We start from the raw sequence: 11,039 nt of genomic DNA, 5'->3' as shown, positions 1-11,039 counted from the left end.
TGCGGCATCTGTCGGGCACAAGCCACGCAAAGTCATGTCTTGAACCATCTCCAGGCGGCGAAGGTACGTCAATCGGGCATTCTTATGGGTGTTCATCCGGGATCCGGGCTATGAGTYGGACTGGGGTTTTGGCGAATGCCAGTCTCTCAAAACCTCTCCGGGTGAACACCCGCAACAACCTATTGAACCTTCACAGCTAGCCGACTGGGGGGCCCACTCCCCCACCAGGACAAAGATCCTGGTGCTGTCACGCGCACCTGCCCTGGTGACAGACCTTCACCCGCCCTAGTCTCTCTACATCGGCTCGCCATCGGGGTGGGCCTCACGCCACGGGTGGTTGCCATGCCTACAGAAGGCCCGGTCAGGGTGCTCATCGTCGATGACCACATCGGCATTCGCAATGGCCTCGCCAGCCTCGTCAACGCCGAGTGGCCGCGGATGTTCTGCACCGGAGCGGCCGCCACGCCCCTCGAGGCACTGACGCTTGCACGCATCCATCAACCCCACGTGGTCGTGCTCGACGTGAACCTGGCCGGCGACGATGGCCTCGCGCTGATCGTCCCGCTGCAACAGCTCGCGCCGTGCGAGATCGTGGTGTTGACGAGTCTCTCGGATCCCCACGTTGCCGCGCATGCCCTGCGCCTCGGTGCCCATGCCTGCCTGCACAAGACGGCACCGGCCGTCCAGCTGGTGGCCTGCATCTTTGCCGCGCATCAAGCGCTGGATGGCGTGGCCCCCTTGAACGAGGGAGGCGCAGTGTCCCGATGTGATGGGAGCAAACACCCGACGGCGCAAGGCAAAACCGACGATGTGGACCACGGCAGGTCTGCCTAAAGTGAGATCCATGGAACACAACCCGACTCAAGCAGCAGCGAGGTCACACATGTTGAACATCGACACAGGCGTCGCCCGGTTTGCAACCCGGATGGTGCGTGACGAGGACGGCGTAACGGCCATCGAGTACGGCTTGCTCGCCGCACTGATCGCCGTGGCCTGCATCGTCGCGTTCCAAACGACAGGCACGTCGCTGCTGGGACTGTATGAGTACTGGAGTGGCGCTGTCTCTCAGGCGCTGCAAGGGTGACGAAGGATTTCGGCCTGGCGACGGGCCGATTTGAGGAGCCGGCAACGGCATTGTTTTTCAACGAAGAGGAAGCATCATGAAACTCGTTCAATTCATCAAGAACTTCGGTCGTGAAGACGACGGCGTCACAGCGATTGAGTACGGCCTCATCGCCGCACTGATCGCAATTGTGATCATCGGCTCCGTGCAGGTGGTCGGCACACAGCTCGATCAAGTCTTCATTCGCATTGGGGCCGCGCTCACTGCAGCGCTCGCGTAACTCCGGCTCGCACGCTGCAGCACCACTGCGAATCAAGCAAAGCATCCGAGGCACGCATGGACTACCAAGCTCCTCTGGCCCTGCTGGCCTTGACCACGCTAGTGCTCACCGCAGTGGTGTGCGACGTCCGAACCCGGCGCATCCCCAACACCCTCGTGGTGGCCGGGATCGCGCTGGGACTTTCATTCCAGATCGTGGCCCGACTGGGCGGCGGTCTTTCCATGAACGTGCTCGGCGCGTCGGGCATTGGCGCCGCACTGCTGGGCGGACTCACCGGGCTGGCCTTGTTCCTTCCCTTGTACGCGCTCCGCACGATGGGTGCGGGTGACGTCAAGCTGCTCGCCATGGTCGGCGTGTGGCTGGGCCCGGAGCACGTGGCATGGGCCACGCTGTGGACGCTGCTGGCCGGCGGCCTGCTCGCCCTGTTCGCGGCGCTGTCTACCGGCGTCATCCGCCAGGTGCTGGCGAACCTGCACACGATGGTGATCGTGTTCTTCATGCAGGCCCAGACAGGCGGGGGGTTGGGCGTGGCCGCCCCCGCGCAGACCACGGGCCGCCTGCCCTATGCCGTGGCCATCGGCTGCGGCACCGCCATCGAACTCGCCCTCGTGTTGATTCATCCAGGAGTGCCGACACCATGACTTTGCGCGTGATAACCCTGCCGACGCCGAGCGAGGCGCCTGCCGCGGCCGGTGCCTTCGAGCACACGCCGCATCCACCCGGCCCGCAGGGCGAGGCCGGCATCCTGCCCGCCGCGCCGCGCACGGTCGAGGAAACCGGCTTGCACCTGCTGCTGATCTCCGAGCTGGCGCTGAAGGTGATGCACCAGCACGGGCTGAGCCACCTGCAGGAGCTCTCGGCCCACCTGAAGCTGAGCGCCGCGCTGATCGAAAGCCTGTTCACGCACCTGCGCAAGGAAACCCTCGTGGACATCCGCCGCCGTGGCGCGCTCGACGGCGACGTGATGTACCAGTTGACCCAGGCCGGCCGCACGCGGGCGGCCGACGCCCTGGCGCGCAACCTCTACAGCGGCCCCGCGCCGGTGCCGATCGCGGCCTACGTGGCGCGCGTGCAGGCGCAGGCCGTCGGCGAGATGGGGGTCACCCGGCACGATCTGGAGCGTGCGCTGGCCTCGGTGGTGGTGCGCCCCGAGGTGCGCGACCAGCTTGGCGCGGCCATGAACTCGCAACGCGCCATCCTGCTGTACGGCCCTCCGGGCGCGGGCAAGACCTTCCTCTGCGAACAGATGGCTCGCCTGCTCACCGGCCATGTCGCGGTGCCGCACGCGATCGAGGTGGACGGCGAAATCATCCGCGTGTTCGATCCGCTGGTGCACCGCTGCGCGCCGGCTGCCATCGACGGCCCGCGGTCGACGATCGACAGCCGCAACCGGAGCGATGACCGCTGGGTGCTGTGCGAACGCCCGGTGGTGATGACCGGCGGCGAGTTGACGCTCGAGATGCTCGACCTGGTGTACGACGCGCGTGCCGGCTACTACCAGGCGCCGCCGCACTTCAAGGCCAACAACGGCATCTTCCTCGTCGATGACCTGGGCCGCCAGCTCGTCACGCCGCGCCAGTTGCTCAACCGCTGGATCCTGCCGATGGAACACCGGCACGACTACCTGATGCTGCGCAACGGGAGCAAGTTCCGCATCCCCTTCGACACGATGCTGTTCTTCTCGACCAACCTGCAGCCGTCCGACGTGGCCGACGAGGCCTTCCTGCGGCGCATCGGCTACAAGATCTACGTCGGCGAGGTCTCCACGGAGGACTACCGCCGCATCCTGCACGACGTCTGCGAGGAACAGGACGTGCCCTGCGCCGACGAGGTCTTCGACGACCTGGTGCAAGGCCTTCATGCGCAGCACGCACGCCCGCTGCTCGCCTGCTACCCGCGCGACCTGGTTGGCCAGATCGTCGACTACGCCAACTACCACGGCCGCAAGCCGGAGCTCACCTCCGACATGCTGCATTGGGCCTGGCACAACTACTTTGCAACCCAACCGGCAAGCCTTGCGGCGGCCAATCTGGAGAAGACATCATGAAGAGCACCCGAGGTTTGTTCATGCTGCTCGTGGCCTTGCTGGCCGGTGGCGCGGCCGTTCTGTTCGCCTCCCGCTGGATGAATGCCCAGGCCCAGGTCGGCGGGAAGATCGCCGTAGCCGCGGTGGACGTGGAGATGGGCGCGAAGCTGGTGCCGGAGATGCTGCGCATGGTCACCTGGCCCGCCGGCAACGAGCCACCCGGGGCATTCGTCGATCTCGCCGCACTCGACGGCCGGGTCGTCAAGACCTCGCTGACGCGCGGCGAACCCATCCTCGAAGGCAAGCTGGCACCCGCCGGCACCAAGGGCGGCCTCTCGGCCGTGGTGGCGGAGGGCCGGCGCGCGATGACGGTGCGCGTGAACGACGTGATCGGCGTGGCCGGCTTCGCGTTGCCCGGCAACTACGTAGACATCATGGTCAACACGCAGAACGAGGGCAGCAAGCGCGGCGAGCAGGACAAGTCGATCAGCAAGATCGTGCTCGAACGCATCCTCGTGCTCGCCATTGCCCAGGAAGCCAGCCGCGACGAGACCAAGCCGAAGGTGGTCAACGCCGTCACGCTCGAAGTCACGCCCGAGCAGGCCGAGAACCTCGACCTCGCACGCAGTGTCGGCACGCTGTCGCTGGTGCTGCGCAACCAGGTCGACCCGAATCCCGGCGCCACCGAAGGTGCCACCAAGACCTCGATGCTCAGGGAGCAGCACCCGGCACCGGCCGCGTCCGCACCAGTCGCGGTGCCCGCCAAGCGCGCTGCAGCGCCGGCGCGGCGGGTCGTCGTGGCAGCCGCGGCCCCCACACCGCCCCAGAGCCTCAATTGCGTCGTAGTGATTCGCGGCACGGTGAAGTCCACCGAGTGCTTCTGAACAACACGACACCGAAGGAGATCCCATGTCTACCCCATTCCACCCCTCATCCACCGGCTCTCACCATGTGCTCCGGCGCATCGTGCTGGCGCTGACCGCGAGCGTCTCGCTGGCACCCGCAACAGGGTGGGCGCAGGCCGGTGCGATCAAGCTGTCCGCCGCCGCACCCACGCTGGCCCGCGTCGCGGCACCGGCGCGCGATCTCGCACCGGGCCATGCCACGTCGCCCTGCGCCCGGGTGGAAGTCGGTCCGGTGGTGCAGGTTGGCGTGGGCAAGTCCACGGTCATCCGGCCTGCCAGCCCCATCACCCGCATCCTGCTGGGCAACCCCGAGGGCTCCCGCGCCGCGCGGCCGACTGAAAGCAAGGGCCAAGGCAAGGACGATCGCGACGCCGGCACCGGCGGCATGTCCGAAGACAAGATGCGCCCCGGCGTGGCTGAACTGGATGTGCTGCTGCTCAGCCCCACCGAGGTCTACCTGCTTGGCAAGAGCATCGGCTCCACCAATGTGGTGCTGCTCGACAAGGCGGGCCAATGCACCGCCTTCGACGTGGTGGTGAACATGGACACCGGCGCCCTGCAGACCGTGATCGGCCAGCTGCTGCCGGAAGAGAAGAACGTCCGCGTGGCCTCGGCCTTCGATTCCATCGTGCTGACCGGCTCGGTGACCGATGCCGGGGCCGTGATCCGCTTGATGGACCTGGCCAACGCGTACGTGCGCGGCTCGGGCGGCGGCACCGGCGCAAGCGTGGCGGGCGCCAACCCCCGCATCGTCAACATGCTCTCCACCGGCGCGCCGCAGCAAGTGATGCTCGAAGTCAAGGTGGCCGAGGTCTCGAAGGCGCTGATCGACAAGCTGGGCGCGCAGTTGAGCGGGTCGAAGACCAACGGCGACTGGACCTACAGGCTGCTTGCCGACTTCCTGACCGGCAGCAACGGCGTGGTGCAGGCCCTGAAAGCCGGAAGCGGATTCTCGCTCGCGCTGGACGGGCAGAAGGACGACGGCATGGTGAAGATCCTGGCCGAGCCCACGGTGATGGCCATCAGCGGGCAGAAGGGCAGCTTCCTGGCCGGCGGCAAGATCTTCATCCCGGTGTCGCAGGAAAACACGGGCGGCGGGCGCACCGTCACGCTCGAGGAGAAGCAGTTCGGCGTCTCGGTGGCTTTCGTGCCGACCGTGCTCGACGGCGGGCGCATCAACCTCGAGGTGGCCACGGAGGTCTCCGAACTCAATCGCGATGGCATCGGCATCTCCGCGCCTGGTGTCGGCGGGCGGGCCGTGCTGCCCTCCTTCACGTCACGCAGCGCGAAGACCACGGTGCAACTGATGGACGGCCAGAGCTTTGCGATCGGCGGCCTGATCAAGAACAACACCACGGCCAACATCAAGGCGTTCCCGATCCTCGGCGAGCTGCCCATCGTGGGCGCCTTGTTCCGCAGCACCGAGTTCCAGAGCGACAAGTCGGAGCTGGTCTTCGTGATCACCCCGCGCCTGGCCAAGCCGTTGCCGGCCGCCTACGCCCTGCCGACCGACAACTACACGGCGCCCTCCCGCGCAGACGTGCAGGTTTTCGGCCGGCTCGAAGGCTCGCGCCGCGAAGCGCCCGCGACCAGGTCGGCCGCACCCGCGCCCGCCGCCGCCGCGGAAGGTGTTGCCGCCACCGATGGATTCCAGGTCAAGTAACGAGGAGCCCCAGATGAAAACCATTCTCTCCATCGCCGCCGCACTGGCGACAACGCTGGCCGGCTGCAGCACGGCCCCCGATTGGGAACGCGACTTCGGGGATGCCGCGCGGCAAGCGCGTGCGTTGCAGGTCATCGACCCGGCCGCGCCGAGCCGCAACACGGGGGTCGCGGCGACCGATGGCAAGGCCGCGGCCGGCGCGATGACCAAGTACGCCGAGTCCCATGGCTACGCGGTCAAGGAAGCCAAGCCGGCGGTGCTGGCCATTCCCACCAGCGGCGGCCGCTAGGCCGAAGCCGAGAACCGAGAACGAGAGCCGAGCGTCGAACAGGAGACCCCGTCATGAAGCAACTTCAGCATCTGCCCGGCCGGCGCACGCAGCGTGGCGCCGTGGCCATCATCGTCGCGCTGTCGCTGGCCGTGCTGATCGGGTTTGCCGGTTTGGCGCTCGACGGGGGGCGGCTGTACGTCAACAAGACGGAACTCCAGAACGCATCCGACGCGTGTGCCCTGGCCGCCTCGTTCGAGCTGACCGGCGCGCCGAACATTCCAGCGGGCCGGTTCCCGATCGCCGAAGACAGCGGCAAGCTGGTCGCGACACGCAATCGCGTCGGCTTCCAGGCCGGCACCATTGCCGCCGCCGACGTCACCGTGCAGTTCGGGACGGCGCTCAATTCGGGCGCATGGCTCAGCGCAGCCTCCATTCCGCCGGCAGCTTCGAAGTACGTGCGTTGCACGATCGCGGAAACAGGCATCACGCCGTGGTTCATGCAGGTCCTGGGTTTCGGCAACCAGACCGTTCGGGCCCAGGCCACGGCCACGCTCGCGCCCTCGCAGAATTCGTGCACCGCCATTCCGATCGGCATGTGTTCCCAAGGTGCCGCACCCACCTTCGGGTTGGTGCGCGGCCAGTGGTACAACGGCGGCCTCAACAACGCCGACAGCCTCAGCGGCAGCTTCAACTGGATCGACTTCTCACCGCCGTCAGGTGGCGCCAGCGAGTTGTCCGCGGCATTGCTCGGCAGCGGGGCCTGCACCGTTGCCCCCGGCACGTCGGTGGGCGCCACCGGCGCCATCCAGAGCCTGCGAAAGGCATGGAACACGCGATTCGGCATCTACGAGCCGTCGATCCCGGCGAACAATCCGAACTCGCCCGTCCCTGATCGCTCGGGCTACAGCTACACCCCGTTCAACTGGCCGTCCCAGTCCAACGCGGCGAACGACCTGCTCAACGTGAAGCGCCCGGTCAATGCGCCCTACGGCACCAACGTGGCGAACGGCAACACGATCACGGGCCTCGATGTGAAGCCTGCCGGCTCGACCGTGCTGCAACCCACGGCACTGGCGACGCGGGGCGCGGACCGCCGCTTCGTGACCGCGCCGGTCGTGAACTGCGCGGCGTTTGCCAGCGCACAGACCGTCCCCGTGCTCGACTGGGCCTGCATTCTGATGCTTCACCCCATGACCAACGAGAACACCCAGACGATCTACCTCGAGTTCGAAGGGTTCACGAAGGACTCGGGCAGCCCGTGCGCGAGCGTCGGGGGTGTGGGCAGCAGCGCGAGCACGGGACCGCTCGTGCCGGCCCTGGTGCAGTAGGAGCCGACCATGAAACACAGCACTGCCAAGATCCAGCGCAAGTCGTTCCGCGGTGTTGCTGCCGTGGAACTGGCGTTGACGATGATTCCGCTGCTGACCGTGACCTTCGGGGTCACCGAGTACGGCCGAGCCATCTACACCTACAACGCCATCGACAAGGCATCCCGCGACGCGGCACGGTACCTGACGGCCCCCACGCCCGGTTCGCCCGACCCCCATGCAGACGCTCGCAACATGGTGGTCTACGGCAACGCGCAGGGAACGGGCGCCCCCCTGGCGCCGGGCCTGGCCACAGGCATGGTCGACATCTGCGATGCCGCGTCATGCCCGGGCACACATGCAGCCGTGCCGACCGGCAGCGGCGCGGTGAACCTGGTGACCGTGAGCATCAGCGGCTACGTCCACGCCTCGATCGTGACCTTCGTGGCACCGGCCACCCTGAACTTCAACGACATCAGCGTGACGATGAGGGAGAACCTGTGAAAGCACTCCGAGGAAGTCTCCCGCGGCGCCAGGCAGGCGTCGCCGCCGTGGAGTTCGCGCTGGTGTCGGCACTGTTCTTCACGTTGCTGCTGGGCGCCATCGAAATGTCCCGCCTGCTGTGGACGTGGAATGCCGCCGGCGAAGCCACCCGGCTCGGCGCCCGGTTGGCGATCGTCTGCGACATCAACGACCCGATCATCAAGACGCGCATGCGGCAGATGCTCCCGGCCCTGCAGCCCGGGAACGTGACGATCAACTACCTCAATCCCGGCAACCCGCCCAACACCTGCAACGCCGCGACATGCCAATCGGTGAGCGTCACCCTGGCCGGCTACACCCACGTGCCGATCATCCCCTTCGTGCCGCTGTCGATTCCGATCCCGCCGTTCCAGACGACGCTGCCCAAAGAGTTCATGCAAAGCGCCGGCAATCCCGTGTGCAACTGAATACACCCCTCCAGCGAGCATCCACGCCATGAAGATCAAAGTCGTTTCACCCAATGCCGAACGCGCCGAGCAGGTAGCGCAGATCGTGCGCGGCAGCGCGACCGGGCTGGACGTGCACGCGGCAACGCCCCTGCCGGGCGGCCTGCAGGCCACCATCAACGGCAGCCGGCCCGGGCTGCTCGTGCTCGACGCCGTCGATTCGTTCGGGCTGGAGGCGATCAACCACTACACGCAACTCCATCCCGAGGTGGAGACCATCATCATCTCGTCGGAGCAATCCCCTGCATTCCTGTTGAAGGCGATGCAGGCCGGCGTGCGCGAGGTGCTTCCGACGCCGTCGGACGGGCCCGCCCTGCAGGCTGCGGTGCAGCGCGTCACGCGCAAGCGCCAACCCGCCGGAGCGCCGGCACGCCAGGGTGAGGTGTTCGCCTTCATGGCCTGCAAGGGGGGCAGCGGCGCGAGCTTCCTGGCCGCCAACCTGGCCCACATCCTGTCGGCACGCGACGGACACACGGTGGCGCTGCTCGACCTCGACCTGCAGTTCGGCGACACGCTGATGATGCTCAGCGACCAGCGGGCCGTGAGCGACGTGGCCGAGGTGGCACGCAACATCAGCCGACTCGATGCCGATCTGCTGCGTTCGGCGATGGTGCAGGTCAGCGACACGCTCAGCGTGCTGCCCGCACCCGCGGAACTCTCGCAAGCGCTCGAGGTGAAGGCCGCGCACGTGGAGGCGATCATCAAGCAGGCGCGCACGATGTTCGACTTCGTCGTGCTCGACGTCGGGCGCTCGATCGACGCGCTGAGCCTGCAGGCACTGGACCTGGCGACGTGCATCTTCCCGATCGTGCAGCTCAGCCTGCCGCAGGTGCGCGATGCGCGGCGGCTGCGCGACCTGTTCCGCTCGCTCGACTATCCGGCGCAGCGGATCCACTGGCTCGTCAACCGCTTCGAGAAGGGCGGCGACATCACGCTCGAGTCGCTCGAGCTGACGCTGGGCACGAAGGGCGTGAAGACCATCCCCAACCACTTCAGCAGCGTCAGCGCTTCGGTGAACCAGGGGGTTCCGATCGACAAGCTGTCGCGCAACAGCCCGGTGGCGCGCGCACTGTCGGACCTCGCGCAGTCGGTGGCACCGATCGAGGCGGCCAAGAAGGACCGCTGGCTGTCGGGCCTGTTCGGCAACGTTTGACACTCACAAGGCAGAACACCATGAGACTGAGAGAACAACTCGCCGCGCAACCCGCGCCGGAGACTCCCCGCATGGAGTTGCGCGCCGTCGACACGCCGGCGCAGGCGTCGCACGCCTACCAGCAGCTGAAATCGCGCGTGCACCAGCTGTTGCTGGGCCGGCTCGATCTCGAAGCGATGGAAGGCCTGTCGCCGGAACGGCTGCGCGACGAGCTGAGCGTGATGGTGGAGCGGCTGCTGGGCGAGGAAAACGTCGTCGTCAACACGGCGGAACGGCGCAGCCTGGTGCGCGACATCCAGCACGAGATGCTCGGGCTGGGGCCGCTGGAGTCGCTGCTCGCCGACCCCACCATCTCCGACATCCTGGTGAACGGCGCCAACCAGGTCTACGTCGAGCGGCGCGGCCGCCTGAGCCTCACCGAAGTGACGTTTGCCGACGACGATCACCTGATGAAGATCATCGACAAGATCGTCTCGCGGGTCGGCCGCCGTGTCGATGAATCGAGCCCGATGGCCGATGCGCGGTTGCCGGACGGCTCGCGCGTCAACGTCATCGTGCCGCCGCTGGCGCTCGACGGCCCGGTGATGTCGATCCGCCGCTTCGCGGTGGTGCCGCTGACCATCGACAACCTGGTCGAGTACAAGACCATCACCTCCGAGATGGCCCAGGTGCTGCAGGCACTGGCGGCGGCCGAGATCAACCTGCTCATCTCGGGCGGCACCGGCAGCGGCAAGACGACGCTGCTCAACATCATGTCCGGCTTCATCGACGCCGGCGAGCGCATCGTGACGATCGAGGATGCCGCCGAACTCCAGCTGCGCCAGCCCCACGTGGTGCGACTCGAGACCCGGCCACCGAACATCGAGGGCACCGGCGAGATCACGCAGCGCGCCCTGGTGCGCAATGCGCTGCGCATGCGGCCCGACCGCATCATCCTCGGCGAGACGCGCGGCCCGGAAGCCGTGGACATGCTGCAGGCGATGAACACCGGCCACGAAGGATCGATGACGACCGTGCACGCCAACACCGCGCGCGACGCGCTCGCGCGCCTCGAGAACATGCTCGCGATGAGCGGCATGAACCTGCCGCCCAAGGTGGCGAGGGCGCAGATCGCCTCGGCCATCGGTGTGATCGTGCAGGTCAACCGCATGACCGACGGCCGCCGCAAGGTGATGAGCATCTCCGAGCTGACCGGCATGGAAGGCGACGTGATCACGCTGCAGGAGGTGTTCACCTACCGGCAGACCGGCGTGGATACCGACGGCACCGTCAAGGGCTACTTCCAGGCCACGGGCGTGCGGCCGCGCTTCATGGAGCGGTTGACCTCGCGCGGCATCACGCTGCCGGAATCGCTGTTCGACCCCTCGCGCCGGATGGAGTGA

The 11,039-nt window shown here is 67.1% G+C and carries 13 protein-coding genes and 1 pseudogene; 13 read left to right on the top strand and 1 reads right to left on the bottom strand.

Features of this window, described 5'->3' with window-relative positions; genetic code table 11:
- A pseudogene (locus ASC87_RS33865) lies at positions 1-96 on the bottom strand (IS481 family transposase); the annotation flags it as partial.
- Between the two features lie 246 nt (positions 97-342).
- On the opposite strand from ASC87_RS33865, the gene ASC87_RS22575 reads away from it, so the two are divergent.
- From ASC87_RS22575 to ASC87_RS22515, 13 genes are all read left to right on the top strand, one after another.
- Positions 343-834 (top strand): response regulator transcription factor, encoded by a 492-nt coding sequence (locus ASC87_RS22575; protein WP_082568852.1) that lies wholly within the window; start codon positions 343-345, stop codon positions 832-834.
- Between the two features lie 49 nt (positions 835-883).
- A complete protein-coding gene (locus tag ASC87_RS22570; RefSeq protein WP_056667818.1) occupies positions 884-1,084 on the top strand; it encodes a Flp family type IVb pilin in 201 nt (66 codons plus the stop codon).
- A gap of 73 nt (positions 1,085-1,157) precedes the next feature.
- A complete protein-coding gene (locus tag ASC87_RS22565; protein ID WP_157604227.1) occupies positions 1,158-1,343 on the top strand; it encodes a Flp family type IVb pilin in 186 nt (61 codons plus the stop codon).
- 56 nt (positions 1,344-1,399) lie between these two features.
- Positions 1,400-1,984, top strand: coding sequence for a prepilin peptidase (locus tag ASC87_RS22560; protein WP_056667814.1), 585 nt, complete (start codon positions 1,400-1,402; stop codon positions 1,982-1,984).
- Positions 1,981-3,390 carry an ATP-binding protein gene (locus ASC87_RS22555; RefSeq protein ID WP_235582245.1) on the top strand — a complete coding sequence of 470 codons (1,410 nt, stop codon included), beginning with the start codon at positions 1,981-1,983 and terminating at the stop codon, positions 3,388-3,390. The genes ASC87_RS22560 and ASC87_RS22555 overlap by 4 nt, the downstream gene beginning before the upstream one ends.
- Positions 3,387-4,253, top strand: a complete 867-nt coding sequence (cpaB, locus tag ASC87_RS22550) for a Flp pilus assembly protein CpaB (RefSeq protein ID WP_056667811.1) — start codon at positions 3,387-3,389, stop codon at positions 4,251-4,253. The genes ASC87_RS22555 and cpaB overlap by 4 nt, the downstream gene beginning before the upstream one ends.
- A gap of 25 nt (positions 4,254-4,278) precedes the next feature.
- Positions 4,279-5,937 carry a type II and III secretion system protein family protein gene (locus ASC87_RS22545; RefSeq protein WP_082568851.1) on the top strand — a complete coding sequence of 553 codons (1,659 nt, stop codon included), beginning with the start codon at positions 4,279-4,281 and terminating at the stop codon, positions 5,935-5,937.
- Positions 5,938-5,950: 13 nt separating this feature from the next.
- Positions 5,951-6,226, top strand: a complete 276-nt coding sequence (locus ASC87_RS22540) for a hypothetical protein (protein WP_056667805.1) — start codon at positions 5,951-5,953, stop codon at positions 6,224-6,226.
- A 53-nt stretch (positions 6,227-6,279) separates the two neighbouring features.
- The gene (locus ASC87_RS22535) at positions 6,280-7,536 is read left to right on the top strand and encodes a TadE/TadG family type IV pilus assembly protein (protein ID WP_056667802.1); all 1,257 of its coding nucleotides are present in this window, start codon (positions 6,280-6,282) and stop codon (positions 7,534-7,536) included.
- A 9-nt stretch (positions 7,537-7,545) separates the two neighbouring features.
- Complete coding sequence (locus tag ASC87_RS33340) at positions 7,546-8,019, top strand: TadE/TadG family type IV pilus assembly protein (protein ID WP_056667799.1); 474 nt, start codon at positions 7,546-7,548, stop codon at positions 8,017-8,019.
- Entirely contained in the window at positions 8,016-8,465 is a 450-nt protein-coding gene (locus ASC87_RS22525) for a TadE/TadG family type IV pilus assembly protein (protein ID WP_056667796.1), read from the top strand. Before ASC87_RS33340 ends, ASC87_RS22525 begins: the two co-directional genes overlap by 4 nt.
- 28 nt (positions 8,466-8,493) lie before the next feature.
- Complete coding sequence (locus tag ASC87_RS22520; protein ID WP_056667792.1) at positions 8,494-9,657, top strand: AAA family ATPase; 1,164 nt, start codon at positions 8,494-8,496, stop codon at positions 9,655-9,657.
- Between the two features lie 20 nt (positions 9,658-9,677).
- Complete coding sequence (locus ASC87_RS22515; RefSeq protein WP_056667789.1) at positions 9,678-11,039, top strand: CpaF family protein; 1,362 nt, start codon at positions 9,678-9,680, stop codon at positions 11,037-11,039.

The organism is Rhizobacter sp. Root1221, from assembly GCF_001425785.1.
Lineage (GTDB): Bacteria > Pseudomonadota > Gammaproteobacteria > Burkholderiales > Burkholderiaceae_C > Rhizobacter.
This window is presented reverse-complemented; position numbering and strand designations above follow the sequence as displayed.